The sequence below is a fragment of the Flavipsychrobacter stenotrophus genome (assembly GCF_002954265.1).
GTDB classification, from domain to species: Bacteria; Bacteroidota; Bacteroidia; order Chitinophagales; family Chitinophagaceae; genus Flavipsychrobacter; species Flavipsychrobacter stenotrophus.
Genome location: NZ_PPSL01000002.1, coordinates 758,733 through 784,963, shown reverse-complemented (window position 1 = coordinate 784,963; position 26,231 = coordinate 758,733). Strand labels below are relative to the sequence as shown.

22 protein-coding genes are annotated in these 26,231 nt (G+C 43.0%); 12 read left to right on the top strand and 10 right to left on the bottom strand.

The features are described from left to right. Nucleotides 1-13: 13 nt before the first annotated feature. Complete coding sequence (locus CJD36_RS08590) at nucleotides 14-2,002, top strand: glycosyltransferase family 39 protein (RefSeq protein WP_133162559.1); 1,989 nt, start codon at nucleotides 14-16, stop codon at nucleotides 2,000-2,002. Here CJD36_RS08590 and CJD36_RS08585 read toward each other — a convergent pair. Further along, on the bottom strand, nucleotides 1,999-5,679 hold the full coding sequence (locus CJD36_RS08585) for a chemotaxis protein CheB (protein WP_161499254.1): 3,681 nt from the start codon (nucleotides 5,677-5,679) through the stop codon (nucleotides 1,999-2,001). The genes CJD36_RS08590 and CJD36_RS08585 overlap by 4 nt on opposite strands. Before the next feature lie 330 nt (nucleotides 5,680-6,009). Next, nucleotides 6,010-7,188 carry an aminotransferase class V-fold PLP-dependent enzyme gene (locus tag CJD36_RS08580; RefSeq protein ID WP_105039050.1) on the bottom strand — a complete coding sequence of 393 codons (1,179 nt, stop codon included), beginning with the start codon at nucleotides 7,186-7,188 and terminating at the stop codon, nucleotides 6,010-6,012. Between the two features lie 183 nt (nucleotides 7,189-7,371). Between CJD36_RS08580 and CJD36_RS08575 the strand changes: the two genes are divergently transcribed. The 3 genes from CJD36_RS08575 (at nucleotide 7,372) to CJD36_RS08565 (ending at nucleotide 8,657) form a co-directional block, all read left to right on the top strand. Continuing rightward, the gene (locus tag CJD36_RS08575) at nucleotides 7,372-7,953 is read left to right on the top strand and encodes a PhnA domain-containing protein (protein WP_105038718.1); all 582 of its coding nucleotides are present in this window, start codon (nucleotides 7,372-7,374) and stop codon (nucleotides 7,951-7,953) included. A 189-nt stretch (nucleotides 7,954-8,142) separates the two neighbouring features. Next, nucleotides 8,143-8,388, top strand: a complete 246-nt coding sequence (locus tag CJD36_RS08570; RefSeq protein ID WP_105038717.1) for a hypothetical protein — start codon at nucleotides 8,143-8,145, stop codon at nucleotides 8,386-8,388. Continuing rightward, nucleotides 8,373-8,657 carry a type II toxin-antitoxin system RelE/ParE family toxin gene (locus CJD36_RS08565; protein WP_105038716.1) on the top strand — a complete coding sequence of 95 codons (285 nt, stop codon included), beginning with the start codon at nucleotides 8,373-8,375 and terminating at the stop codon, nucleotides 8,655-8,657. Before CJD36_RS08570 ends, CJD36_RS08565 begins: the two co-directional genes overlap by 16 nt. Nucleotides 8,658-8,683: 26 nt before the next feature. Here CJD36_RS08565 and CJD36_RS08560 read toward each other — a convergent pair whose 3' ends face one another. Next, nucleotides 8,684-9,478, bottom strand: coding sequence for an ATP-grasp domain-containing protein (locus CJD36_RS08560; RefSeq protein ID WP_105038715.1), 795 nt, complete (start codon nucleotides 9,476-9,478; stop codon nucleotides 8,684-8,686). Between the two features lie 138 nt (nucleotides 9,479-9,616). Here CJD36_RS08560 and CJD36_RS08555 point away from each other — a divergent pair, with 138 nt between their 5' ends. The 4 genes from CJD36_RS08555 to CJD36_RS23945 all read left to right on the top strand — a co-directional run bounded on the left by CJD36_RS08555 (nucleotide 9,617) and on the right by CJD36_RS23945 (nucleotide 13,695). Beyond that, nucleotides 9,617-13,018: a methylmalonyl-CoA mutase family protein gene (locus tag CJD36_RS08555; protein WP_205685575.1), complete on the top strand. Its 3,402-nt coding sequence runs from the start codon at nucleotides 9,617-9,619 to the stop codon at nucleotides 13,016-13,018. A 123-nt stretch (nucleotides 13,019-13,141) separates the two neighbouring features. Then, complete coding sequence (locus CJD36_RS08550) at nucleotides 13,142-13,387, top strand: hypothetical protein (RefSeq protein ID WP_105038713.1); 246 nt, start codon at nucleotides 13,142-13,144, stop codon at nucleotides 13,385-13,387. Continuing rightward, nucleotides 13,374-13,544, top strand: a complete 171-nt coding sequence (locus tag CJD36_RS23950; RefSeq protein ID WP_117601794.1) for a type II toxin-antitoxin system RelE/ParE family toxin — start codon at nucleotides 13,374-13,376, stop codon at nucleotides 13,542-13,544. Before CJD36_RS08550 ends, CJD36_RS23950 begins: the two co-directional genes overlap by 14 nt. Nucleotide 13,545: 1 nt before the next feature. After that, entirely contained in the window at nucleotides 13,546-13,695 is a 150-nt protein-coding gene (locus tag CJD36_RS23945; RefSeq protein WP_117601793.1) for a type II toxin-antitoxin system RelE/ParE family toxin, read from the top strand. Between the two features lie 63 nt (nucleotides 13,696-13,758). Here the strand turns inward: CJD36_RS23945 and CJD36_RS08545 are convergent, their stop codons facing one another. From CJD36_RS08545 to CJD36_RS08535, 3 genes are all read right to left on the bottom strand, one after another. Beyond that, the gene (locus CJD36_RS08545) at nucleotides 13,759-14,274 is read right to left on the bottom strand and encodes a thioredoxin family protein (RefSeq protein ID WP_105038712.1); all 516 of its coding nucleotides are present in this window, start codon (nucleotides 14,272-14,274) and stop codon (nucleotides 13,759-13,761) included. Between the two features lie 79 nt (nucleotides 14,275-14,353). Further along, a complete protein-coding gene (locus CJD36_RS08540) occupies nucleotides 14,354-14,812 on the bottom strand; it encodes an SRPBCC family protein (RefSeq protein ID WP_105038711.1) in 459 nt (152 codons plus the stop codon). Between the two features lie 17 nt (nucleotides 14,813-14,829). Continuing rightward, the gene (locus CJD36_RS08535) at nucleotides 14,830-15,348 is read right to left on the bottom strand and encodes a GNAT family N-acetyltransferase (RefSeq protein WP_105038710.1); all 519 of its coding nucleotides are present in this window, start codon (nucleotides 15,346-15,348) and stop codon (nucleotides 14,830-14,832) included. 81 nt (nucleotides 15,349-15,429) lie between these two features. Here CJD36_RS08535 and CJD36_RS08530 point away from each other — a divergent pair, with 81 nt between their 5' ends. After that, on the top strand, nucleotides 15,430-16,041 hold the full coding sequence (locus CJD36_RS08530) for a class I SAM-dependent methyltransferase (protein ID WP_105038709.1): 612 nt from the start codon (nucleotides 15,430-15,432) through the stop codon (nucleotides 16,039-16,041). Nucleotides 16,042-16,082: 41 nt separating this feature from the next. Further along, nucleotides 16,083-16,661 (top strand): hypothetical protein, encoded by a 579-nt coding sequence (locus CJD36_RS08525; protein WP_105038708.1) that lies wholly within the window; start codon nucleotides 16,083-16,085, stop codon nucleotides 16,659-16,661. A 1-nt stretch (nucleotide 16,662) separates the two neighbouring features. Here CJD36_RS08525 and CJD36_RS08520 read toward each other — a convergent pair whose 3' ends face one another. Then, nucleotides 16,663-17,643, bottom strand: a complete 981-nt coding sequence (locus CJD36_RS08520) for a GlxA family transcriptional regulator (protein ID WP_105038707.1) — start codon at nucleotides 17,641-17,643, stop codon at nucleotides 16,663-16,665. Between the two features lie 148 nt (nucleotides 17,644-17,791). Here CJD36_RS08520 and CJD36_RS08515 point away from each other — a divergent pair, with 148 nt between their 5' ends. Then, on the top strand, nucleotides 17,792-18,277 hold the full coding sequence (locus CJD36_RS08515; RefSeq protein ID WP_105038706.1) for a DinB family protein: 486 nt from the start codon (nucleotides 17,792-17,794) through the stop codon (nucleotides 18,275-18,277). A 32-nt stretch (nucleotides 18,278-18,309) separates the two neighbouring features. Continuing rightward, nucleotides 18,310-18,798: an SRPBCC family protein gene (locus tag CJD36_RS08510; RefSeq protein WP_105038705.1), complete on the top strand. Its 489-nt coding sequence runs from the start codon at nucleotides 18,310-18,312 to the stop codon at nucleotides 18,796-18,798. 21 nt (nucleotides 18,799-18,819) lie between these two features. Here the strand turns inward: CJD36_RS08510 and CJD36_RS08505 are convergent, their stop codons facing one another. The 3 genes from CJD36_RS08505 to CJD36_RS08495 all read right to left on the bottom strand — a co-directional run bounded on the left by CJD36_RS08505 (nucleotide 18,820) and on the right by CJD36_RS08495 (nucleotide 26,200). Beyond that, a complete protein-coding gene (locus CJD36_RS08505) occupies nucleotides 18,820-19,770 on the bottom strand; it encodes an alpha/beta hydrolase (RefSeq protein ID WP_105038704.1) in 951 nt (316 codons plus the stop codon). Between the two features lie 102 nt (nucleotides 19,771-19,872). Further along, complete coding sequence (locus CJD36_RS08500) at nucleotides 19,873-24,993, bottom strand: AAA domain-containing protein (protein ID WP_105038703.1); 5,121 nt, start codon at nucleotides 24,991-24,993, stop codon at nucleotides 19,873-19,875. Nucleotides 24,994-25,018: 25 nt separating this feature from the next. Then, nucleotides 25,019-26,200 carry a M48 family metalloprotease gene (locus tag CJD36_RS08495; protein WP_105038702.1) on the bottom strand — a complete coding sequence of 394 codons (1,182 nt, stop codon included), beginning with the start codon at nucleotides 26,198-26,200 and terminating at the stop codon, nucleotides 25,019-25,021. Nucleotides 26,201-26,231: the final 31 nt, after the last annotated feature.

Sequence of the window (26,231 nt, the reverse complement as noted above, 5' to 3'; positions counted from 1 at the left end):
CCAAATAGCCCTTGTGCATACCAAAGATCTATTCGAACCAGCCTTTTACATTTCGCTCGCAGCAATGCTGTGTGTTATGCTGTATAGCGGAGCCAATGTGGGATTCTGTAGCGATGAGATGGACATGAACCAGTATGGGAAGGCGAATATCAGCTTCTATAAATCTGGGGGGAAAGATACCAGTTTCCTGAACCTGATGCAGGAAAATGATTCGCTGAGGGTGATGAAAACGCTACCGTTCTATGGCAGCAATTTTGAGTACATAGCCCATGCCGCAAACATACTTACCGGCACGCTTGATGGTAAGCAGGAATATAATGTGCGCCATGTGGTGAACCAGGTAATGGCAATTATTGCTATACTTTTTTGCGGACTGATAGCTGCCCGGCTGAAAGGATATAGGGCGGCACTGCTCGCAGCCTGGTTCTTGTTTCTAACGCCAACATTCATTGGCTGGGCATTATTTGACACTAAAGATCTGCCATTCTGCATGGGGTATATAGCATCTGTTTATTTTCTTATACTGTTCATGGAGCAATTGCCACGCCCCACAGTAAAGACGACCATTTACCTTATGCTGGCGTTATTCTTTACACTTGGTATTCGTGTAGGTGGTTTGTTGCTGTATGGGTATCTGTTATTGTTTGTACCGCTGGTATTGTGGAGTAAGAGACGGAAGGGAGAAGTTTTTATAAAGAAAGAAGACTTGTTGCCACTTGCTAGTAAGCTAGCACTAGTGATAGGCGGCAGCCTTGTACTCACCATTTTATCATGGCCCTATGTGCTCATTGACCCCATGCATAATTTCGTTGCAGCAATAGAATCGGCGAAGAAATTTCCGGCTGATATAGCGATGAACTTTAAGGGTGATGTCATTCATTCCATCTTGTTGCCCGGAGACTACCTGCCTACTTACTTTTTTATCACCATCCCCGTAATCTTGCTTGCGCTTATGCCTGCTTCTTTTGTATTGGTGGTGCTAAAATTTAAACAGATAAAATGGCAACGGGTACTGTTGGTGATGGTTGCAGCAATAGTTCCGCTTATTTACTCGCAGGTATCTTCTATGACGTTGTACAATGGCTGGCGGCACCTTATGTTCTTTTATCCTTGTACCATGGTCATTGCCGGGGTTGGAACTGATATGATAATTGATATGCTGAAGAAGCCGGTGTTGCAAATGGCATTTGGCGTATTGTTACTCGCCGGATTTATACACCCTATAAGATGGTGCATAGCTAATGGACCATATCAATATGTTTACTATAACGAGCTGGAAGGATTTAAAGACGCTTATTACAATTATGAGAATGATGTGTGGAGCATATCGGTAAAGCCCGCTATTGACTGGCTGATGATCAATGAACATGTAGCAGACAAAAAAGACTCTGTGCTGATAGCCACTAATGTGGGTACATATGCCAATTATTATCTAAGAACGCAATACCCTGGTGCACGGGTGCGTGCAGTAGCTGTAAGCACAAAAAACTACAGTAACTACAAGTGGGATTACCTGCTGCTGAATACGATCTTTTTACAAACGAATTACCTGCAGGACCACTATCCGCCGGACGGCACTATACATACAATAGATGCGGATGGCAGGCCACTGACGGCAATAGTAAAAGATACTACGCACCTGCAGTATTATATATCTGATGCGGTGGAGAATCAGGATAATTATTTCAAAGCCGACTCTTTTGCGCGCGTGTACATGGCGTCTACGAGAAAGCCCAATCCTAATTTACTAGGCCTGCTGGCAATGATCAATGCAAGATTATACAACTACGACAAGGCAGTTGATTATGGGATGAAAGCTATACAAAACAACCACAATGATTTTAGCGGGCGGGCTGCAATGGCATTTGTATGTTTCAAGCAAAAGAAAATAGAAGCCGCTGTGGAGCACATAAATATATGCCTGGCGCAAGACCCAAATAATGACTTCTTGTTACAACTTGCAGATTCTATAAAATTTGCCATGCAGCCATCAAACAATTAATTATTTGCAGGGATATAGATGTCGAAAGTGGCACCCACCCCTAACTCTCCTTTGGCAGTAATAATACCATGATGGTTGTCGACTATTTTCTTTACAATGGCAAGACCAATGCCAGTACCCTGGTATTTTTCCTGGGTGTGCAGTTTTTGGAATACCTCAAATATGCGGTCTTTAAATTCGGGCTCAAAACCAATACCGTTGTCGGTGATACTGATGTGGCAATAGTTGACTTTAGGTAACAGTTTTTTGTTGTTCAGTTTTGCGCCAAGTGAAGTGCTGCTGGCAATAGTAATATGTGGGTTTCTGCCTGCCTGTGAAAATTTAAGGGCGTTACCAATAAGGTTGAATAACAACTGCCTGAACTGGAAATGAATGACGTTGATCTCGCAACTAGATATCACTTCTACTACAGCGTGTTCCTCTTTTATCCTTTCTTTTAGTTCGGCCTTCACCTCTTCTATGATCGCACTCAAATCTAATGTCTCAAAGGTGCGCTCGGTGCTATTGGTGCGGGAATAGGCCAGCAGATCTTCTATAAGTTGTCTCATTCTTCCTGCAGCTGACAAGATCCTTTTAAATTGATCTTGGCCAGTTTCGGATAAACGTTCATTTTCTTTTTCCAGTATACGGCTCGAGAAGGTCTGGATCTTTCGTAAAGGCTCTTGGAGATCGTGACTGGAGATGTAGTTAAATGCCATCAGGTCTTCATTGGCAATAGCAAGTTCGTTGGCTCTTTTCTCTTTTTCATTGTTCTGAAAAAGCAGTTCTTCGTTGGCGACGATGAGCTCTGCTGCCAGTTTTGCTTTTTGAGTATTTTGTAATACCAGTTCCTTATTGGCGATCACCAATTCTGCAGAACGCTTTTCCTTTTCTTCACTTTGAAAAGCCAATTCTTTGTTAGCAATAATCAGTTCTGCCGATCGCTTTTCTTTTTCATTGTTTTGATAGACCAACTCTTTATTGGCCAATGCCAGCTCCATTGTTCTTTCAGCAACTGCCTTTTCAAGTTTCACCTTTTCAGCCTTTCGCTCAATGAGATTTTTATTGAATAGCTCTTTCTCTTTCTGAAGTAGCTCCAGCGATTTTACCCTGATCTCGGTAACATCCTGAAAGGCCAGTAAAATAAGCTGAACACCATGTTTCTTCTGCACAATACGATTGGCATTGAGCAGCATGATCTTTTCCCCGATGACAGGGAAAGTATGCACTACTTCAAAATTGCTGAAGTGTTTATTTTTTGTAATTATTTCCTCAAGTAAAATCCTAAGCCTGGGTATGTTCCACTCCTTATTTCCCACGTCGTACAGAAGGGTTCCTACCATTTCCTTCTCCTTAACTTTAAAATTTTTATAGAATGCTTTGTTTGCTGACTTTACCCTCAGATCTTTATCGAGAATAGCCATTGGCTCGTGTATGGTAGCTATTATGGCTTCACTATAATCATATGATTCATGAAGCAGATCATTACGTGTCTGTAGCTCTTCATTGGCACTTATCAGTTCTTCATTGCTCGATTCTATTTCTTCCTTCGATGTTTCCAGCTCTTCATTTACACTTTGCAGCTCTTCGTTGCTCGATACTACTTCTTCGTTGGCGCTTTGCAGTTCTTCATTAAAAGCTTCCTGCTCCTGTGTAAATGTGTGCATATCTGCACGTGTTGCTGCAAGCTCTTCTTCCAGTTTTTTTATTCTCCTGTCTTTTGCTATCGAGGTATTCTTACCGCTGCCGGGAGCGCCGGACATTTCTGCAAGCTCGGGTTCTGAGAATATGATGAGGAGAATAGGTTCATCCCATTCTACCGGAAGTGAGATGACCTCAATATTTACTATCCTGAACAGCCCATCTATCTTCATCTCTATACCTGCCTTATGAACAGGCTTTTTTTCTTTGATAGCTTTTGAGATGGCTGACCTGAGTTCAAAGGCTATCTCGGGCGGTGCCATCTTCAAAATGTTGAGGCTGGCTTTGCCTGATGCATGTTTCAGATACCTGTCGGTAGTGCCCCTGAACTGAAGAATGTCCATGGCATGATTCACGATAACACTTGCAGGCATATAACCTGCAAGCAATACAGCATCGATGGCGCTGTCAAAACTATTAGAATGATTAGGCGGGTTTTTCAATAATTTGTTGGTATTATTTAACACGTAGGGAGTTGGGGTTTGTGCCCGTGGCAAAAGTTCCGGAATCTTGCGGGGGGCGAAGTTCTTCTTCCTGGTATATATCTTTAGTTTGCTATTTACCGCACGAAACAGATGCGATGATGCGCCGGTAGTTTCAGACTTACCCAGTATGAGATATCCCCCGTCGATCAGTGCGTAATGGAATGTGGCTATTGCCTTTTTCTGCGCTGCCGCGTCAAGATAAATAAGCAGGTTACAACAGCTGATAAGGTCTACCCTGGAAAAGGGAGGGTCACGTAATATGTTGTGCTGTGTAAACACGCACATTTCACGCACTGCTTTCGCTATGCGATAATTATTGTCGGCTTTGGTATAGAATTTCTGTAATAGATTACCTGGTAACGACTCCAGCTGCGACAGGGCGTATTCTCCTATCCGGGCTTTACCTATGGCCATTTTACTGAGGTCGGATGCGAATATCTGTACATTTACATGCAGGTCGAGTTCTGTTTTCAACTCCAGTATGGTCATGGCGATGGAGTATGCTTCCTCACCGGTAGAGCATGCCGGTATCCATATGCGCAATGTTTCTTCTGCCGTTTTACTTTTTAGCAGTTTGGGCAGTAAGGTAGCTTTGAGGTATTTATGCGCATCGGTATCTCTGAAGAAGCAGGTAACATTTATAAGCAGATCCTGGTAAAGTAAATTGATCTCCTCACTTTTGGTGATCATTAATTTTGCATAATCTTTAAGTGTCCTGATCTTGTACAAAAACATTCTACGCAAAATGCGCCGCTTAATTGTTGGCATTTTGTAGTGACTGAAATCTACTCCGGTATCCGTATGTACCAGATTGAGTATGATCTTCAGGTCAGGGTCATTGTTTTCAATTTCATTTTCACGCCCTACCTTTAGTACTTCCCGCTTTACATAGTTGTGCTTACTAAGCTGTACCAGCTTAGCGGCAATTTCTTTTGGAGACATTATAAAGTCTACCGCGCCCGCAGCTATAGCCGAATTGGGCATGCTGGGGAATTTTGCCGACGAGTCTTGAGCAAACGTAATGCCTCCACCAGCTTTGATAGCGGCAAGACCCTTTGTGCCATCACTGGCATTGCCGCTCAACACAATGCCTATTGCACCTTCTTTGTGCTTGTCTGCCAGGGATGTGAAAAAGGCATCTATAGGCAGACTTACTATTTTATCTTTTCTGCGGGGTATCAATTTTATGTGCCCATCTATAACTATCATCTCCTTGCCGGGAGGAATTACATAGAGGTTGTTGCGTTCCATCAGCATTTTGTTCTTTACCTCCTGTACCCTCATAAGCGTAAGCTTAGAAAGAAGAGAGGTAAGAATGCTCTTGTGATCAGGACTCAGGTGTTGTACGTAGATAAAAGCCATATCCGTATCTGGTGGTAGGTTTTGAAGCAATTGAGTTACCGCCTCCAGCCCACCGGCAGACGCACCAATGGCTACCAGCGGAAAAAGATCCTCTCCCGACGTTTTTTCTTTTACTTCTTTTGCTATGCCTTTTACTGCTACCTTTTTCATTTCATATACGTGGTTGTTAGTGACGGACATAACGGCCGAACTATTATGAATGGCAAGTTGTTTATGTTCAATGGGTTATGCGACCGAAAAAAATCATGCCCCTAAAACGAGGCGAAAAGCAGAAGTGAGGTGTAGTGAGCTGATTATAGTGGGAAAACATCCGGCTTAACACAACTGGTAATTAAAGATACGAAATCAATATGGATAAATAGGTTATTTAACTAATGATACTAGTCATTAGAGTAAAAACAAAGGGAGTGCAAGATCATATCGTGCACTCCCTTTATCTAATCTGTTGATCGTCAATGATACAAGTAAAACCTGCCCGTCTTATGAGGCAACCTCTAGAAGGTCTGTATTTGCCATTATCTCCTGCAATGCCATGTATAACTTATCCAGATCAGCCTGTGAGTTGAATGTCTGAATAGAGTAACGCAAGAAGGTATGTTGCTCCTGTCGCATAACCGGTATCTCTATTTTGTAGTGCTCAAACAGGTGGCGTTGTAGTTTTTCAGGCTGAGTAGTTTTTATGGGTATACTGCACATCTGCCCAAGGAACTCATCGGTAACAGGGCATAGTGGTGTTGAGCCTACAAGGGTGCAGAACCGCTCATAGTTGTTTTGTGCCAGTTGGCGGCAATTGGCAGCTACTTGTTCCCAGTTATTTTCCTGCATGAACGCTAATGCTTTTGCTGTTGTCAGAAAAGCGGAAAAATCTCTTGTGCCCTGCATCTGGTGGTAGTCTATAAAGCGGGAGTGAGATGGTGCAGCACTTTCATAGCCCCAGCTTACAGCTAACGGATCGAACAGATCCTGGTATTGTTTCTTTACATAAAGGAAGGTATTGCCCTTTGGCGTCATCATCCATTTGTGGCAAGCCCCGGTGTAGATATCTGCCTCTATCTGAGTAAGATCGAGTGGGATATGGCCCGGCACATGTGCCCCGTCTACTATTGTGAGCAATCCTTTTGCTTTAGCCATTTCGCATATTTCCTTCACAGGCAGTATAAGCCCGGTAGTGCTTGTGATCTGTGAAATGAATATTGCCTTTGTCTTGTTGCTATATCCTTTCCAGAATTGCTCTATGATGGCTTCTTTGCTGGTTACAGGCAATACAATGGGCTGCCTTACATACTTTGCTTTGCCCTTATTGCAGTAATAGTTCCAGGTGCGATCTAATGCGCCGTATTCTATGTTGGTAGAAAGTACCTCATCGCCTTCGTCGAGCTTCAGGCTTTTAGCTATTATGTTGATGGCATAGGTGGGATTGGTCACATACACCAGGTCATCGGCATCGCAATTGACGTAGGCGGCCAGTGCTTCGCGCGATGCTTTGAGGTATTTAACACCATCAAATGCTATAAATTGAGCTGGTTCGGACTCCAGCAGTAACTGCCATTTCTGATAATCGGCAAATATGGTTTTAGGGCAAGCGCCGAAAGACCCGAAATTGAGATAGGTGATCTCAGGATTAAGGAGAAACTGTGATTTAAGTTCGTTGTTTGTCATGGCTATTTTTATGTTGATATGATTTGGTTGTTTGCTTCCTCTGCTATTCAAATATAAATACAACGCTATTATTGGCAAGTGTTTTTCAAAATCTTAACTAATAATCATTAGCCTGTGTCCTGTCGAAAGTCATTATGATTGCCCGATAATTAAATTATCTTCGCGGCTCATTAGAAAGAGCTTATGAAACTGGAAGACCTGCTTAAAAGAAGCGAGAATAAATGTGAACTCTGCGGATCGGAGAACAACCTGAAGATGTATGAAGTACCTCCACAGGAATACCAAACCGAAGACAACTGTATAGTACTCTGCGACAAATGCATGGCCCAGGTAGAGAAGAAAGAAGATCTGGATGAAAAGCATTGGGATTGTCTGACCACAACTATGTGGAGTGAAGTGCCGGGTGTGCAAGTAGTGACATGGCGCATGCTGAACCGCCTGAGGAATGAAACCTGGGCAATGGAGAGCATTGATATGATGTATATGGATGATGAGCGACTGGCATGGGCAAAAGCTACCGGCGATCATGAGAATGACAGTACAGTAGATCTGCACAAAGATTGTAACGGAGCTGTACTGCAGACGGGCGATACCGTGGTGCTCATCAAATCACTGGATGTAAAAGGTTCTACTTTGAATGCAAAGATGGGTACGGTAGTAAAGAACATTCGCCTGGTACAAGATAATACTGCACAGATAGAAGGTAAAATAGAAGGCCAGACCATTGTGATACTTACAATGTATGTAAGGAAGCAAGGAGCGTAATGGTTGGATAATAATATTGAAACAGCGGCATTTTCAGGGGAAAGTGCCGCTGTTTTTGTTTTAATCAGTAAGTTTTCTTGATCATTTATTAAAGTGGTTTTCGGGTGTTTGATAGCAATTCCTTGCTGATCTCTTGACGGAATCTGATGATTAAAATAGATTTCGTAAATTTATAGAAAGATTGAGGGTATGAGCATAAGTGAAAGGCGCAACCATATTATTGAACAAATCAATGCAATTCAAGATGAAGAGACATTGTCGATTCTTGAAGAGGCGGTTGTATTCTACTCAACTACAAATAATATAGACATAACTGACGGCTTGACAGAAAAAGAATTCGGAGAGTTGAAGGCAATAGTAGAAGAGCCATCTGACAAAGACATCATTTCAGAACAAGAATTCCAAAAAATGTTCTCGAAATGGCACACCAAGTAGTTATTAAAAAACAATTTGCTAACGACTTGCATAAAGTGCTTACCTACCTTGAAACAGAATGGAGTAAACCTGTTGCAGAGCAGTTTTTTGTCAAAATAAACAATTCGTTGAGAGCACTGTCAAGCCATCCATTTACAGGCGCACCATCGGTGAAAATCAAAAACGCAAGGAGTATATTTGTAACTGAACACAACAGGCTATTTTATAAGGTTGAAGGTAATAGAATTTACGTATTACGGCTGCTCGACACAAGACAAAAGAGATATTAACCTACGACGCAAAAAGCTGACCGTTCTTATTTATTGAAGTGGTTCTCTAGACCCTTCAACAACAACTCCATATCTGCCTCGTAAAACCCCGAGCAGTTCATACAGTTGATCTCTACGATCTTTATTTCGTCACTATTTTGAAGATTACACACATCCAATACAAAGGCCTCTGCCGGCTGGTAAATGCCAACAAGGCGTTGTACCTGCTCTTTTAGCACGTGGTCATGGTCTTTGTTCGTACCTATTACTTGCCTACCCTTTTTATATTCGCTCATGGTTGCCACCTTACCACCAATTATCCAGCAACGGGTTTCAGATACAATCTCTTTCAGCGGACTGATCAACACCCTTATCTTCTCGGGGCTATCCTTAATATACCTCAGCTTATCATTGACTACTTGCTGCTGTACGTAACTCTCCCAGCTATGGCGCATAAATACCTGCCCTGTAAATGCTTTTGTATCTCCGCAGGGGCGGGCGAAGAACATATCCCATTTTTTGTCTTCAGGCAGTGGGTCGGTAAAGTTGAGTATTAATGCATCGTGATTGAGCATATGGGTACTGTATTTAGGAGCATATACTTCAAAATCGTGATTGGCGTTGTACATGGAACCCGGATGGAAGCCATATTTGTTGGCAATATGAGCGATAGTGAATGTGCCAAACACCCAGACATCTTTTCTATCTGTTGAAAAAGTAATGTCTACGTCAAAAGGCTCATACTGAAATAATTCATATTGCAACCCCATTTTGTCCATTTGCTCCACCAATTTTTTATGATGAGTGTCTCTGATAGGATTTTCGTGAATGAGGTAGAACATAATGGTGCTTTGTATAAAGGTAAGAGATAGAGGCAATTTCACGTTAAAATTGAGGTTTAGCGACACTTTTCAACCCCTATCACTTTCGCCCACTAATTCTTACCTTTGCACAACATTTTCATATAATTTATTATAAGTATGTCTTATACTTTGAAGAATAAAGTACGTTTGGTTACAGCGGCTTCCCTGTTTGACGGGCACGACGCTTCAATTAATATCATGCGCCGCGTTATGCAGGCCAGTGGTGCTGAGGTTATTCACCTGGGCCACGACCGCAGCGTGCAAGAGGTTGTTGACTGTGCTATACAGGAAGATGCCAATGCAATAGCCATTACCTCTTACCAGGGCGGCCACGTAGAGTACTTCAAATACATGTATGACCTTTTGAAAGAAAAAGGATGCAGCCATATAAAGATATTTGGTGGCGGCGGTGGAGTAATACTGCCTGACGAGATAAAGGAAATGGAAGACTACGGCATCTGCCGTATCTATAGCCCCGATGATGGCCGTAAAATGGGCCTGCAGGGTATGATAGATGACCTGCTTGAGAAGAGCGATTACCCTACAGGTAATCAGCTGAACGGAGAAGTGGGCCACGTATCTCAGAAAGACGTAAAATCTATAGCTACACTTATATCTGCCGCTGAGAACTATCATGATGCAGCTGAAACACAGGTTGCACTGAAGAAAATAGCGGAGCAGGCTGCGGTATCAAAGAGTCCTGTACTGGGCATTACCGGTACAGGTGGTTCTGGTAAGAGTTCACTGGTAGATGAGATCGTACGTCGCTTCCTGGTAGATTTTAAAGACAAGAACATAGGGATCATTTCTGTCGATCCGTCGAAGCGTAAGACAGGTGGTGCATTGCTGGGTGATCGTATCCGTATGAATGCCATTCGCAACCCGCGTGTGTATATGCGCTCTATGGCTACCCGTCAGAGCAACCTTGCGGTATCTAAGCACATCCTCGATGCGGTAAATATTCTGAAGGCTGCGAACTACGATCTGATCATTCTCGAAACATCGGGTATTGGCCAGAGCGATACACAGATAACCGATTATTGCGACCTGAGCCTGTATGTAATGACACCTGAATATGGTGCCGCTACTCAGTTGGAGAAGATAGACATGCTCGACTTTGCCGATGTAGTTGTCATCAACAAGTTTGACAAACGTGGAGCACTGGACTCCCTTCGTGATGTGAAGAAGCAATACCAGCGCAACCATAAGTTGTTTGATACAGACCCTGAGAAAATGCCTGTTTACGGCACCATAGCATCACAGTTTAACGACCCGGGTACAAATACTATGTACAAGGCGCTGATGGATGTGGTTGCCACAAAGACCGGTGCACCACTTGTATCTCAATACAAGATAAGCGACGAGATGAGCGAGAAGATCTACATCATTCCGCCTAGCCGCACCCGCTACCTGAGTGAAATATCTGAGAACAATCGCAAGTACGACAAATGGGCTAAAGACCAGAGTACGGTAGCTCAGAAATTATATGGTATTCATAAGACAATAGAAGTAATACAGGCAAGCGATACAGAAGATAAAGACAGGCTGATAAAGACATTGCAGGAAGTATATGCAAAGACAGAACTTGATCTTGATCCGAAGAACAAGATACTGCTGGCCGGGTGGGAAGACAAGAAAAAACAATACACCGACGAGTACTACATATTCAAGGTAAGAGGTAAGGAGCTGAAGATATTGACGCATACCGAATCATTGTCTCACCTGCAGATACCTAAGGTAGCGGTGCCGAGATTTGAAGCATGGGGTGAGATACTACAGTGGGCATTGTCAGAAAACTTCCCGGGTGAATTTCCATATGCTGCAGGTATCTATCCGTTCAAGCGCGAAGGAGAAGACCCTACCCGTATGTTTGCCGGTGAAGGTGGCCCTGAGCGCACCAACAAGCGCTTCCACTATGTAAGTAAGGGATTGCCTGCAAAGCGCCTCAGTACTGCATTTGATAGCGTTACCCTTTATGGTATGGATCCAGACTATCGTCCGGATATCTATGGTAAAGTAGGTAACTCAGGAGTGAGCGTAGCGAGCCTTGATGATGCAAAGAAACTATACAGCGGCTTCAACCTGGCCGACCCTAAGACATCTGTGTCTATGACCATCAATGGCCCTGCACCAACTATCACTGCCTTCTTTATGAATGCAGCTATAGACCAGCAGTGCGAGATCTACATAAAGGCAAACGGCCTTGAGGCAGAAGTAGATAAAAAGATAGATGCCATCTATGCCGATAAGGGTGTAGCGCGACCTTACTATCATTCAGGTGTAGCCACATCTACCGCCAACACGGGTCTGCCGGAAGGTAATGATGGTCTTGGCCTGATGTTGCTGGGTGTAACCGGCGACATGGTATTGCCAGCTGATGTGTATGCTAAGATAAAAGACGAAACATTGAAGTCTGTACGTGGTACTGTGCAGGCAGATATCCTTAAGGAAGACCAGGCACAGAACACCTGCATTTTCTCTACAGAATTCTCTCTGCGTGTAATGGGCGATGTGCAGCAGTACTTTATAGAGCAGGGAGTGCGTAATTTCTACTCTGTATCTATCAGTGGTTACCATATTGCAGAAGCAGGTGCCAACCCGCTATCTCAGCTGGCATTCACGCTATCAAACGGATTTACGTTTGTGGAGTATTATCTGAGCCGTGGCATGAACATAGATGATTTTGCACCTAACTTGTCATTCTTCTTCAGCAATGGTATCGACCCTGAATACAGTGTGATAGGGCGTGTGGCCCGCCGCATATGGGCTAAGGCTATGAAGTTGAAGTATGGTGGCAATGAGCGTTCACAGATGCTGAAGTATCACATCCAGACCAGCGGCCGTTCGCTTCATGCACAGGAGATCGACTTTAATGATATCCGTACAACCCTACAGGCGCTGTACGCTATATACGACAACTGTAACTCACTCCATACTAATGCTTATGATGAGGCTATAACCACACCTACAGAAGAGAGCGTGCGCAGGGCAATGGCTATACAGCTCATTATCAATAAGGAGCTTGGTCTGGCAAAGAATGAGAACCCGCTACAAGGTTCATTCATCATAGATGAACTGACCGACCTTGTTGAAGAAGCAGTAATGCTGGAGTTCGACAAGATCACCGAGCGTGGTGGCGTATTGGGCGCTATGGAAACAATGTACCAGCGCGGCAAGATACAGGAAGAAAGCCTTTACTACGAGACACTGAAACATACAGGCGAATTCCCGATCATAGGCGTGAATACATTCCTGAGTTCAAAGGGATCACCAACGGTATTGCCAAGAGAAGTTATCCGCTCTACAGAAGAAGAGAAGGAGTTCCAGATCAAGTCTGTCGAGAACCTGCAGCAGCGCAGTGGCGATAAGGGCGTAGAGTTGCTGCATAGTCTGCAACAGGCAGCTATCCACAACCAGAATATCTTTGCAGAACTAATGGAGACAGTTAAATACTGCTCTCTAGGCCAGATCTCAAAAGCACTGTTTGAAGTAGGTGGACAGTATAGAAGAAATATGTAGTTGACAAACAAAAATTTAGAAATAGAAATGGCTCACTTTATCGGTGGGCCATTTCACATTAAGACATATCCTTAACCTTTCCATCAAGTACTTTTTTAGTAAATTTGTTTTAAATATTATTGTATGACACTGGCTGCAATAGACAAACAATTATATTCCTGTATTGAGCAATTGAGTATTGCTCAAAAGAAATCATTGTTGGGTTTTATTAAGACCGTCCTTCCTGGCGGTAAGGAGGAAATACCATATACTATTGAAGAATACAACCAGGAATTACATGAAGCAGAGGCGGAGATAGCTCGTGGTGAATTCTCCACTAATGACGAAGTATTTGCAATGACCCACAAAATGTTGCATGGCGACAAGTAAGATCTTGTGGGCAACTCGTGCTCGCAAACAGTACGTAAAAATTCTTGACTATATTCGTTCTGATTCTTTGCAAAATGCAATAGCATTTGACAATGACTTAAAAGAGAAACTAAACAGGATAAGTCGATTCCCTGAAATGTGTCCTATCGATCAATGAAATGTGTCCTATCGATCAATATAAAATCAGCAATGATGGTAACTACAGAAGTTTGTTCCTTTTCCACTACAGAATATCTTACGTTATCCGCAAAGATGAAATAGAAATTCTGAGGATTCGGCACACAAGCATGAAGCCAAAAAGTTATTGAAAAACAAACAACCCCATACATGCGTATGGGGTTGTTTTATTAATATCATTATGCTGAATCTCTTTAAGCTTTTTTCTTCTTTGCAAGTAAAGCGTTGGCGTCTGCCAGGAATTTCACTTGTTCTTTACCCTGCACAGCTCCCTGCGGGTACCCTACTGAACCCAGTGCGTCTATCTCGAACTTGTCTGCTGCTTTCTTGAGGTAGAACATCCAGATGGTAGGATAACCTTGTACCTGGAAAGTTTGTTGCAGGCTGGCATTCTGGTTGGTCAATTCAGGGCTTAGTTTTTTGCTTCTAGGGAAATCGAGCTCCACCAATACTACATTGTTCTTAGCCCACGCCAAAAATTCAGGTTTAGAGAAAACATCGTTCTGCAATTTCCTGCACCAGCCGCACCAGTCGCTACCGGTGAAGAATGCGAAAATAGGTTTGTGCGTAGCCATAGATACTTCACTAGCCTTGGTCATGTCGCTGTACCACGTCAGTCCGTTTTCTGTTTTAGGGCCTTCTATTTGTGCAAAACCGCTGAAGCTCAGCAAAAGTGATACACATACAAGTACATATTTTAAAGATTTCATCTGTTCTTATTTTTATAAATGAAGCTATGAAGGTAGGCAGAATTTAGAAAATACGCGTATTGACATGCAAAAACTGATGTTAATATTGCGCGCCCTCAACAAATTTCTTCAGTAATACAATAGCCACGTTCCAGTAAAACGCCAGATGCTTATTGATGGCGTAGGTGGGGAAATTGGATAGTGTAAGATCGACAACCGTGTGGTTATTTTGCTCAGTTAGCCGGAAATCAAGGGTAGTGTAATGCTCGGGCTTGTCGGGCAAACGAGATAATGAGCTGAGATGAGTATATGCAAGGTGACTGTATGGGATATTGTGTAGTACGGTGCCATAAGTTTTAAAGCCGGTTTTGTACCACGGCCCCTGTATCAATATTGGCGAACCAACCTTCCATTCAGTAATCACTTCTATTTCTGTCTCAGACATCCATTGCTTCATTAATTCGGGCACCGTAAGCGCAGCCCATACTTTTGATGCCAGGACATGTATAGTTACCGATCTGTAGATTGTCTGTTCGTAATCGGGGTGGTTTTCAGGCATGGAGATCAGTTAGCCAATCAAAAATAGGTAAGATACATAACATGGTTTGGGTTAGCGTGAGTAGGTGAAATACTGAAGTTGGCACTGCCCACTATGTTAAAGCCTGCCTTGTGATAGAAGGCAACAGCACGTGTATTCTCTGTCCAGGTGTAGAGCCATATACCCGCCTGGTCGTGTTGTTGGGATAGCGCTATGTTGTGGTTAAGTAATGCGGCACCCAGCTTTAAATCATAGAAATCTTTGAGCAGGTAAATGCGGTCGAGACAAGTGATGCTTGTAGCCGCAATATTTTCATTCCCGGTATTCAGTTTGATCTTGGAATAGCCTGCGATCTGATCTTTATAAAAAATGAGGTGGTAGATATTCCCGCTGTCAGCTAACTCCTGTTGCAATGCCTCAGCGGTGTACTTCCTTGAAGTGTAGGATTCGATATCTTTAGCTGATGCGCTATGCCCGTGCGACTCCAGGAATGATCGTTTGCCTATTGTTGCTATAGTGGCTGCATCGGTGATGGTTGCTGTTCTTATGGTGGTCATATGCTGCACTAAAGTAAGACTTTCTAAATGAAGCAATTGGCGATCTGCACTGAATTTACTTATGCCTTATCTTAGCATAACATGACCAACAACCTCCTCAGCACCTTCGGCAATATAGATATCTACCTCTTCGATCAGTTATTGAAGGGTAGTTTTGATGCCTGTAAAACCATACTGGATATTGGTTGTGGCGGAGGGAGGAATATTCATTACTTCCTGAAGAATGGATTTGTTGTGCATGGTGTTGACCTGAACCCCGAGGCTATAGTATCTGTTAAAGAGTTGGCACAGCAACTGGCACCTCAGATCCCATCCGGCAATTTTATTGTTGCCAGGGCCGATGAGCTGCCGTATGGTGATGATACTTTCGACCTGGTCATCTCCAGCGCGGTATTGCATTTTGCAAACAATACAGATCATTTTGAACAGATGCTCTATGAGGCATGGCGGGTGTTACGCCCCGGTGGCTTCTTCTTTGCACGGCTGGCATCAGATATTGGTATTGAAGGGCTGGTAGGCAGCATAGGTAATGGCCGCTATCTGCTCCCCGATGGGTCGGAAAGATATCTTGTCACCTATGATGATCTGGTATACTATACACGAGAACTTAATGGCGAACTCTTTGAGCCCATCAAGACAACCAATGTGAGCAATCTGCGTGCTATGACCACGTGGTGCATGGCGAAGAGATGAAGGTAAATAGTTCATATATTTGTAAGGTGTAAATTAAGTATATGAATCGTCAACATTTCTTTAGCACCGGGAAATTCAATCAGTTTGTCTGCATCATTGTCGGTATCGTTTTGATGCTCGGTACAGGCGGTTGCAGAAGATGGGGCCTATGTAAGGATGAGCAACAACCGTTACCTAAACAAGCCTATAGAGGTAATAAGTTGCGGCTTGATGGATTTTACTATGGAGCGCCCACAACTGACTACAAAGGCATTGTCCGTTATAATATTTTGATTCCCTATGCAGATGGTGTAGTTCTATTTCCGGGCAATACTGAAAGGAACGAAATGCAGGCTTATATAGCCGCTCTGGCCGACGGTAAAGCGCTGAGATCAGTAAAGTCGAGCTGGGGTACATTTAAGATACAAGATACGTCCATAACAGTTGGTCGCTGGAATGTGAATACATGCAGCTACCCGTCTTCGCTAAGTACCGGTAGGGTCGTTAATGACACCACGTTTGTGCTGACAAGTACAGAAATCCGATCGGGTGGTATGAATACAACCAAAGTGATAAGTGATAGCTATAGTTTCATGCACTATACTGCCAAGCCAGACAGTACTAACAGCTATTTGCAATAGTTTACACCACAGCGTCTTTATTATACCGTCCCTTATACTCCAGAGGCGACATACCCGTTATCTTCCTGAATACTTCCCGAAAAGCTTTTACATCAATATAGCCTACTTCGTACATTACTTCATTAATAGTTTTACGGCTGTTCTCCAATTGCTTTTTTGCCGCTTCCATTTTCACCCGTTGCGCATACTCGAGAGGAGTATTCCCCGTTGCTTTTATAAATCTTCTGTCAAAACTTCTTCGTCCCACCGCAAACTTGGATGAAAGGTAATCCATTGATATTTTTTCATCCACATGGCTCTCTATATAGGCCTGCACGTTTTGCACCATGTCATCATCATGTTGCTTCTGTCCTTTAAAAATGATGAAAGAAGACTGGCTGGTTCTATCCATCTCTATCTGAAAAACCTTAGCGCAAAATATGGCGGTCTGCCGGTCGTAATACTTCTCCACAAGGTAAATCATCAGGTTAAGGAAAGAGTAGGCGCCACCATTGGTATAGATGCCATTTTCATCTGTTATCAACTTGTCGGGTTGCAGTTTCACCTTATCAAACATCAGCCTGAAATTTTCCGCTACCGACCAGTGGGTAGAACAGCTCCGTCCATCAAGCAATCCTGTAGATGCCAATAAGAAGGCACCGGTGCATATACTGGCCACTTCTGCGCCGTCTTTATAACGTTTCTCTATCCAGTCTATAACAGCGTCGTTGCCCTTTATAGCCTGCTCATAATTGTGGTTGAGCGACGGTATGATAATGAGGTCGGTCTTCGTGATGGTGGAGATATGGGTGTGTGGCCGCACTGCAAACAGGCCATCATGAAACTCCACTTCTTTAGCAATACCAGCCAGCTCTATCTTAAACAATTCAGTGCGCCCGGTTTGTTTCCAATACTCATTGGCCTTGGTAAATATCTTATATGCGCCTGCTATGCTGCTTATATTATTCTGCCCTTCGGGAACTAATATGGTCAGGTGTTTCACAGTTGTGTTTTTTGTAAAGGTAGAAATAAGTGATGTCCGAAACGCCCCGTTATAATGTCGATTTAGCACCCGTTTAATGCAGTATCAGGACAATACTTTTGGTAAATAATTTCAAAATGAATTGTTCAAATAATAAACGAACTAAAAAATGAATGACAAACAGGTAATGGTAAAAATGGTGTTTGACAGATGGTATGCGCTACTGAAAAATTGCGATACACTGCTTAATTCACTGACCGACGAGCAACTACTAAGAGAGATAGCACCCGGCAAGAATAGGGGCATATACTTACTGGGCCACCTTATAGCTGTGCATGATGACATGCTGCCCATATTGGGTTTGGGAGATAAACAACATGCCGAACTGTTTGAAATGTTCCTTAAATCACCCGATAGTAAATCAACGGAGGGTATTCCTTCAGTAGGTGAGCTGAGATCGCATTGGAGTAAGCAGAACGTGATGCTGAAGGAGAAATTTGATGGACTAACTGCTGACGATTGGTTCGGCAAACATAACTCAGTGTCGGCTGAAGATTTCATTAAAGAGCCGCACCGAAACAAACTGAACATAATACTTACCCGCACCACTCACCTGGCTTACCACCATGGCCAGTTGATGTTGATCAAACAATAATATCGAATACAGAATCCTTAATATTTAAAACCATGACAGCACAAGATTTCACTACAACCATAATGGTTGATCAGTCGCCCGAAGCGGTATTCAAGGCCATCAACGATCCACGTGCGTGGTGGTCGGAAGGGATAACGGGCGGTACTGACAAGTTCAATGATATATTTGATTACGGTTATGAAGATGTACACACCTGCAAGATGAAACTGACTGAAGTTGTTCCCAACAAAAAGGTCAACTGGCATGTATTGGAAAACTATTTTAAGTTCACCAAAGACAAGAGCGAATGGATAGGCACTAACATCACTTTTGAGATCACTGAACAAGATGACAAGACCGTGGTCGTTTTCACGCATCATGGTCTGGTGCCGGAATACGAGTGTTTTGATATTTGCAGAAATGCATGGACACAATACATACAAAGCAGCTTATACAAACTCATTACAACGGGTAAGGGTGAGCCAAATGCCAAGGGGAAACCAGCTACGGAGGATGAAATGAAACTATCGGCAACGACATAGTTGGTGGATTACAGCTATAGCCTATTCTACTTTTAAGAAATGTTGGATCTTATTGATGTATAATGAACCCGGAAATTCTTTAGATAATACGGTGAAACCCTCCATGTGTCCGCCTTTAAAATTGACAATGCTGATCGCAGGTTTTATCTTCTTCAGCTGCTTTACCGCCGCATCGGTAGTTACAAGATCTACAGAGCCGGAGAATAGAAGCATAGGTGCTTTTATTGCTTTCAAGGTTGCTGCATAATTGGCGGCATCTGCCGGCAGCAATATCTCATTATTCTTTTTGGCGTAGAACGATTTTATAGCATTGGGGTCTGTCACAAAACCATCACCAATTATAAAGTCGGGTTGAATGGTGCGTGTGGCCAGCGTGGTAGCAATGGTGCCCATAGAGAATGCCCAAACACCTGTTTTATTACTGGGGTATTTGTTTTTAGCAAACTGTATTACTGCTGCCAGGTCGGTTGCAAATTCGTTATAATACAGCATCTTCGGGTCTATTGTAAAGGCATCGCTTTCGCCAAAACCGCGGTAGTCGAACATGACGACAGTAAAGCCCATCTGAGAAAGGATGGTGGCATGCATTAACCACCACGACATATTGCCGGCATCGGCATAAGCAAGTATCAATGAAGTGTGGTTGTCGGCGTCCTTAGCAGGTAAAAACGTCCACGACCGCAGGTGCACATTATCTGATGTGGTGATGGTGTTTTTCTCAAAAGGTAGTTTTAGCGTATCGGGTATAGCCTCATACTTTGCAGATGGCTTCAATGCATAAGATGGCGCGGATAGCGCGATCAGGGAAATAACGAGTAGTAGTTTATATATAATGGCGGTTTTTACAAATGTATTCTGAATGAAATATACGTCATATACTTTGAGGTTAATAATTGTTAAGTGGCAATGAATGGAATAGGTATGGTAAGGGCAACGCGTGCATTTGGTTTGTGTTCCTGCTTTTCGTTGCATTTAGTAAGTCTTGCCCACAAACAAATATGGAAGACCGCTTGGTCTTCCATATTTTTTCTCTTTCGTTGTCAGGCAATCAACCGCCCGACGGATACATAGTGGTTAGTCAAGAAATTTCACTAAAGAATTGATAACCCTGTCTCTATCTTCCAACCAGTCCTTTGCGTAAACATTCATGATCTCCCAGCCAAACGATTGCAAAATAGCCGGGCGCTGATAATACTGTTCTACAAGGTCGCTGTTCATGTAGTGTTGCTCGTCATCAACAAGTATACCCAAGCTGTAATTTGTATCTGCTGCATTTTTCTTCACACCAAGGGTACATTTAAAATTGCTCTGGCCAATCTTTTCGTTGACTACATAACCCTTTGCTTCAAGTGCCTGCTTGATTTGCTGTGTAGTTGCCGAAGATACATCGGTTGCTGTTTTTGTTTGTTGCAGCCCTGCCATTAAGCTATCTAATATTGTGCGGGCAATAGTCATATTGCCGGTACTCACCATTTCTGCATAGTGAAGGAATCGTTTAAAATAATTGGCGCCGTCATTATGGTCATTGGTTATGTCGTTGTGCCGGATACTACTAACGATGGCCATGTGTTTTTTTGCCCTGCTGAAAATAACATTCAGCCTTTTTTCTCCACCTTTTCGGTTAATAGGGCCAAAGTTCATCAGCATCTTTTTATTGCTGTCATGACCATAGCATACGCTCATAATGATAATGTCGCGTTCATCTCCCTGCACATTTTCCAGGTTTTTTACAAACAAACCTGTAAACTGACCATCATCTTTTCTGTTGTAGGCCTTTTCTAAGGCCTCTTCAAATGCCTTGTCGGCAAGCGCCATGCTGGCAATTGCTTCTTCAATAATTCCCTGTTGCTCCTGGCTGAATGCTACCACACCTATTGTTTCCTGTACGTCACCCAGCAGCAATGCTTTTATCATGTTGGCAATGTATCCGGCTTCGCCTACATTGCTTCTGGCCTCGTATATGCTATTGGTAAGGTAATGAAAGCTTATACTTTCATTGAGCAGTGCTTTTGCATTGGTTATCCCCTCTTCGGTATTGTTAATCTCTAATAAAGGTTTGCTGAATTGATGGATAGTTTTATCAGGGATGGTCAATAGTCCTGCCTCATAAAAGGCATGATTAGAATAACTTATCAATGTTTCATACCGGCTGCGGTAATGCCATCTGAGCATGGTGCTGCTTAGCTTTCTGGATCCTTGCACCAGCAGGCTGTCGGCGTCAGCACTCAATATCTCATCTTCACTCTCTCCGTCAATAATCTCCAGGTCTTCCGGGTCTTCGGCTTTAGCATTAAAAAAGTTGCTTGGGGGCATTTGTTTTTCATCGCCTACAATAATGGTTTGCGGCGCCCTGAATAAGGCCGGTATCCCCTCTTCTAAAGTTATCTGGCTGGCTTCGTCAAATATGACCACATCAAAGAAAGTAGTGTCGAGGGGTAAGCTATCGCTAACACTTAGCGGGCTCATCAGCCACACGGGCTTAATGTCTTTAAGCACTTTACCGCTCTCATTAGATGCAAGCTCGCGGATACTCTTATACCGCATGGTCTTACTCATTTCATGTTCCAGTATCCTGCGCCCTTCTGTGTACTCTTTCTTACGCTTCTTTTGGTCGGGTGTTAATCCGGATAGTGCGGTATTGCTCAATTCGTAGTTTTGCAGAAAGCATTGTCGCCTCTTTGCTCTTATAAAATTGCTATTCACTTTCAGCAGCTCTTTATAGTTATGCTCAATACCGGATGCGGTGTCCTGGAGTATCTTATGGTTTATTGCTGCGAAAGATGCATTTCCCTCAAAAATAAGGTCAAGAGTTTTACTTGCCATTGCAGCTTCTGCCTGCAGCGGTGTGAGCGGTAGTTTCCTTATAAACTGCTGCACGTTTTCTGGTAGATCAGCAAATTTACGCATGCTGGGAAGCAGGTCTTTAAGCGCACCTGCATTTCTAGTAATGTCTGTGAGCTCCTCTTTGATCTGGTTTACTGACTTATTGTTAAAATCAAACATGCAGTCTTTTAGCGCCAGTTCAAGCTGATGTAATATATTATTGAGCTTACTCAGCTGCAGCACCAGTTCATTAGATTGCGTGTGTTGCAACAGGTAGTCAATTTCCTTATCTCCCTGTTTGTTGCGCAGTAATTCTACTCCCGAATAAACAACATCTATATTTTCAACATTATATTTTCGTCCTGTCTCTGCTTTAGTCTGATTAGCATTGTCCAAGGCTTTGTATTCATCTTGAAGCTGGCGTAATACAATGCTAAATGCAGGTTTTAGCTGGTGTGCAGAGAAGTCGTATGACGCGCCCATTTGCTTTTTCAGCCTGCGCCAGTTGCCATTTAAAAAACGGAAGAACGATTGTTCATATTTTTGCGCTACTTCAAGTGCGAGCTGTACGTCTTGTTTGTCAAATTTATTTGTCCACCGTTTATTTGTTTCCAGCGCTTGCCGGTAGGCATCCTGTAGTTGTTTGTAGTGTCGGTATACTTCGTCAAACTCTTTAGCTTCGGGGTTCGATCTCTGCACTAGTTTCAGATTGTTGCTTTGTGCCAGAGATTCCAGTATTGCCGAATCTCCGACCAGGCTTTTGATCTTCTGTAACTGATCCGCAAATTGTGGAGGAATGTTATAGTGAGATATCAGTGTTACTATGTGTTCGATTGATCCTAAAGAGTGTTTAGCCAAGCTGTCCATTAATGTAAACGGATTTTCTGCTTTGAGTACAGCATTACCCAGGTTCTTAAATGGGTGGTTAGCCAATTTCGGATCTTTGCCAATTTCTTTAAGTGCCTTTCCTAACTCAGAGATTGTCGTCCCAAATTGCAGCCAGTTATTGTAGACAGGAGTGGCCTCTTGTTCCATTATTTCAAACAGAGGAATGTCCTTTTTTAGTTCCACAAGTTTATCAATTAGTAGTCGTGTACTCACCCCAGTTTGCGCACTCACTGCTGCTTGCTGCCCGTGATACAACTTCAGCACTTCTATCTTGGCCACCAATTGTTCGGTAACCAGTTTTCTTTGCGCTGAGATCGCTGAGAGATCTAACTTGTTTTTTAAATAGTCGTCATAAATGGTACGAAGGTCTCTTATAAATTCTTTTTTATCTCCCTGGCTGTCATGTATGTAACAACACAACTCAGATAACTGGTTTTGTTGTAGTCGGTGGTATACAACATCCAGTGCTGCTCTCTTTTCACAAACAAAGAGCACCGTTTTTCCGTTAGTTAAAAAATCAGCGATCAGGTTGGTTATGGTCTGGCTTTTACCTGTGCCGGGAGGACCCTGTATAATATAACTCTTGCCGGTTCGGCTCTGCATCACTGCTTTAGCTTGCGTAGGATCCGCTGTTATTACATGGTGCCATTCCGCAGGGTCATTGGCAACATCTTCGTTTTGTGGTGGTCTTGGTTCATTACTAAAAAGCTGAGTAAATACATTATGTTCTGTCTGCTCTTCCTGTATCTTGTTGTAGTCACTAACCAGGCTCATTTTTTTGTAATTAAAATTGCCCAGAACAATATTGCACACATCAAAATCCCAGCTGTAAGGATTGTTTTCGCCATCTGTAAGGTGAAAGGTGCTCTTCGCTTGTTCATTTACAGCCGCAAAATTTCCGAAGGGTACAGTTGGCGTGTGCTCGCTCAATAGTATTTCTAACGCTGTCTGTTTGAGTTGAATTTTTTGTTTGAAGAGCTCTAGCCCAAATGGTTTATAATTTTCATCGCTATAGTTATAGTCAATATGATGAAAAGCCGTGCTGCCTTTTAGTTTTAGCTTTTTGCGGTAAGTGTTGATAGTTTGTCGTGCTATTGTGTGCACAACTTTTATTCGCGGTTTGTCTATGTAGTTGAGTTTGATGCCTTGTTTCGATGTTGCGATCTGATCTTGCACCAGGGCAAAAAAATCCGTCATACTTACGTCGTCAAAGTCAATACTTTCGGGCAAGTTTAGGCCGTAGAGATCTTTTAGATAATTGGAAAGAACAGGATTAACAATAGCGGTATTATCCGTTATTTTTAAGGTGAACCGCTCTTCCTTAATAGACTTTTTTCGGTCCAGTTCTACCGGAAGTAGCAGTAGCGGGCTTAGCACCCGCTCTTGTGGACTTTCTTTCAGGTTATGCCAGTGCAAAAATGCAACAGCCAATTTCAATTGGCTAAAGCCATACTCTTTTTTGTCATTCTCTGATGTATGGCGAATACTGTTGAGTTGAGAGGTTAAGTATAAGTGGTCCTCAAACCGCAGGTATTTATTTAATGATATATCCTTTTGCTGAATGATCTGGGTAGACAACTCACTATTCCATATAAAAAGAGATGTCGGATTTATGCTCTGGTAGTGCAACACCATAGGCACACTGCTCACAGTAAGGTTTACAAATTTGCTATTGGGTTTATAATATAGCAGTCGATTGCGGCGGGTGGTGTCAAAAAGCCTGTTGCGTAGTTTGGATAAAATAAAGCCGCGCCTGTCTGATGGTTTCTTGACCTGAAGAGCCGCTAGTTTGGCTAGGTCTGTCTGGCGTTGAGGGTCATAATCTCGGTAATATTTTAGCCGTTCTACAATTTCCTGCAGATCGCGGGGACGGTTGCGGCGATCTAATTCTGTCATTTCTGTTACCAGTGCGCTTATAGTAGGATGTATTCGACCATTTATACCCGCTGGCTGATCCCTGTACGCCACAAATTGTTCAAGGTCTTCAAGGGCATAAAGATCAAGGCCCATTACTACACTACCTAGTACCAGGCCCAGGCAAAAGATGTCGGTTTGGGCATCATGATGTCCTGCCTTGATCTCGTAGCATTGGTAACCCGGAAGATAAGCAGGCTGAGTGATCGGATCATTAGGGTTACGCTGTATCTGTAAACTGGTCACTGATGATTCACCCTGAGTCAGGTCTTCATCAAGGCGCAATCTACCGGAAATAGAAAAACCACCGATCTGTCCGGTATTCAGCAGATCTTGAAGTGCCGGCACGTTGGTAACGGGTGCGTGTGTATAGTTTTCGTCAATGTCGAGGCGGCCATTTGTAAGGAAAACGGTATCTGAGTTGCCAAAAGAGCCTACCTGGTTGTTTTCATGAAAACTCAACACTTCCTCAAATAGTGGTAGCACAAATTGAACAACGTCGTCGGTAGACCAAAGCTCTTCCGTAAATGCAGATTGAACGTATTGTTGAAATGTGGTTGTGGGTGTCATTAGTAATACTTTAGCAGTATGTGGTTTACTTGGATTGCTTTTGATATTCGGCAATGCTTTGCTTCTTTAAAAGGGCAATTTTCTTATCAGTGATCTTTTTTTCTTTCTTTACCGCAGTAGCGAAAGCCTTATCCAGTTTCAATTCATCGGCCAGGAAAAAGCTGTAGCCAAGGGGAACATCCTCAAGGTCTTTGTCTACGGTGGAAAAATCGTAGAGCACATACGCCAGGTAGTCCTGTAGTGTAGTGTGTAACTCTTCTACTTGTTTTAACAGATCATTATCGGGCTGTCCTGAGTTCAATTCCATTTCAGGGAAATACTGCTTGCACAGAGCCGCAACCGGTGGCGTGTGCATCCATTGAGGCTTTACTAAAAGGGCGATTATAGCGTGCGTTATTGATGATATCTGCTGTTGTTTGAATAGATCGATCTCGTCGATAGAGCAGTTCCCTTCTATCATTTGCCGTATATCAGATTCGGCATCCGGCTTTTTGTTATGCCAGAGCCATAGCGCCCTTGCCCTGATGAAATTTTCGGGGTGCGACACACCTGTCGTTTTAGTATTGGCTTCAGTTGTAAATACCTCCTCGGCCTGCTTTATGTAACTTTCAGCATTTACCGATTGCAGACCGGTTGCCATCTTCACTAACGATGATATTATTGGTGCGTAGTTACCGGTAACATAGTATGCGCCTCTGTCGCAAAATATTTCAGTATATAATTTGAATAACCGCGCAGTTTCATAGTGTGCAGCTGTACTCCCCTGGTTGCTGGCAATTGCGCCGATAATGCGATCTGTTATTTCCACATTGCCATCAATTTGGTTGTACAGATATACATGGCTAAGCTCGTGAGCTATTACCGCAAGTATCTCCTCGTCAGATAGTTGTTGCAGTATTTTACCGCTGAATACCATGTGTACTTCATTCTCCAGACAAACCACACCGGCATTTAATTCATCTGTATACTCGGCCTGGTACATTGTAACGGCCATTTTTAATCCCAGTTTTTCTTTAGTTAATTGCACCTTTTGATACAACTCCACTTCAGTTTCCTCACTGAATTTGTAAGTGTTTTTTAAGAGGTTTGTTTTAAAAGACTGCAGTTGTTCCTTTTTGTAATTTTGATTGGAAAAATACTGCCAGATATCTGATTGTTGTCGGAAGTAATTAGTGGTGATTTCGTGGTAAGGTAAAATGGAGAGCATGTAGCTTTGTATTTTAGTGTATCGGAATTAT

Bases quoted from the DNA above. Each gene is read 5' to 3' on its own strand.
- CJD36_RS23945 (WP_117601793.1), top strand. From the start codon at position 13,546: ATGTGTCCTATCGATCAATATAAAATCAGCAATGATGGTAACTACAGA.
- CJD36_RS08515 (WP_105038706.1), top strand. From the start codon at position 17,792: ATGAATGACAAACAGGTAATGGTAAAAATGGTGTTTGACAGATGGTAT.
- CJD36_RS08545 (WP_105038712.1), bottom strand. From the start codon at position 14,274: ATGAAATCTTTAAAATATGTACTTGTATGTGTATCACTTTTGCTGAGC.
- CJD36_RS08500 (WP_105038703.1), bottom strand. From the start codon at position 24,993: ATGACACCCACAACCACATTTCAACAATACGTTCAATCTGCATTTACG.
- CJD36_RS08535 (WP_105038710.1), bottom strand. From the start codon at position 15,348: ATGACCACCATAAGAACAGCAACCATCACCGATGCAGCCACTATAGCA.
- CJD36_RS08575 (WP_105038718.1), top strand. From the start codon at position 7,372: ATGAAACTGGAAGACCTGCTTAAAAGAAGCGAGAATAAATGTGAACTC.
- CJD36_RS08555 (WP_205685575.1), top strand. From the start codon at position 9,617: ATGTCTTATACTTTGAAGAATAAAGTACGTTTGGTTACAGCGGCTTCC.
- CJD36_RS08495 (WP_105038702.1), bottom strand. From the start codon at position 26,200: ATGCTCTCCATTTTACCTTACCACGAAATCACCACTAATTACTTCCGA.
- CJD36_RS08550 (WP_105038713.1), top strand. From the start codon at position 13,142: ATGACACTGGCTGCAATAGACAAACAATTATATTCCTGTATTGAGCAA.
- CJD36_RS08530 (WP_105038709.1), top strand. From the start codon at position 15,430: ATGACCAACAACCTCCTCAGCACCTTCGGCAATATAGATATCTACCTC.
- CJD36_RS08540 (WP_105038711.1), bottom strand. From the start codon at position 14,812: ATGCCTGAAAACCACCCCGATTACGAACAGACAATCTACAGATCGGTA.
- CJD36_RS08565 (WP_105038716.1), top strand. From the start codon at position 8,373: ATGGCACACCAAGTAGTTATTAAAAAACAATTTGCTAACGACTTGCAT.
- CJD36_RS08510 (WP_105038705.1), top strand. From the start codon at position 18,310: ATGACAGCACAAGATTTCACTACAACCATAATGGTTGATCAGTCGCCC.
- CJD36_RS08570 (WP_105038717.1), top strand. From the start codon at position 8,143: ATGAGCATAAGTGAAAGGCGCAACCATATTATTGAACAAATCAATGCA.
- CJD36_RS08585 (WP_161499254.1), bottom strand. From the start codon at position 5,679: ATGAAAAAGGTAGCAGTAAAAGGCATAGCAAAAGAAGTAAAAGAAAAA.
- CJD36_RS23950 (WP_117601794.1), top strand. From the start codon at position 13,374: ATGGCGACAAGTAAGATCTTGTGGGCAACTCGTGCTCGCAAACAGTAC.
- CJD36_RS08560 (WP_105038715.1), bottom strand. From the start codon at position 9,478: ATGTTCTACCTCATTCACGAAAATCCTATCAGAGACACTCATCATAAA.
- CJD36_RS08580 (WP_105039050.1), bottom strand. From the start codon at position 7,188: ATGACAAACAACGAACTTAAATCACAGTTTCTCCTTAATCCTGAGATC.
- CJD36_RS08525 (WP_105038708.1), top strand. From the start codon at position 16,083: ATGAATCGTCAACATTTCTTTAGCACCGGGAAATTCAATCAGTTTGTC.
- CJD36_RS08505 (WP_105038704.1), bottom strand. From the start codon at position 19,770: ATGCAACGAAAAGCAGGAACACAAACCAAATGCACGCGTTGCCCTTAC.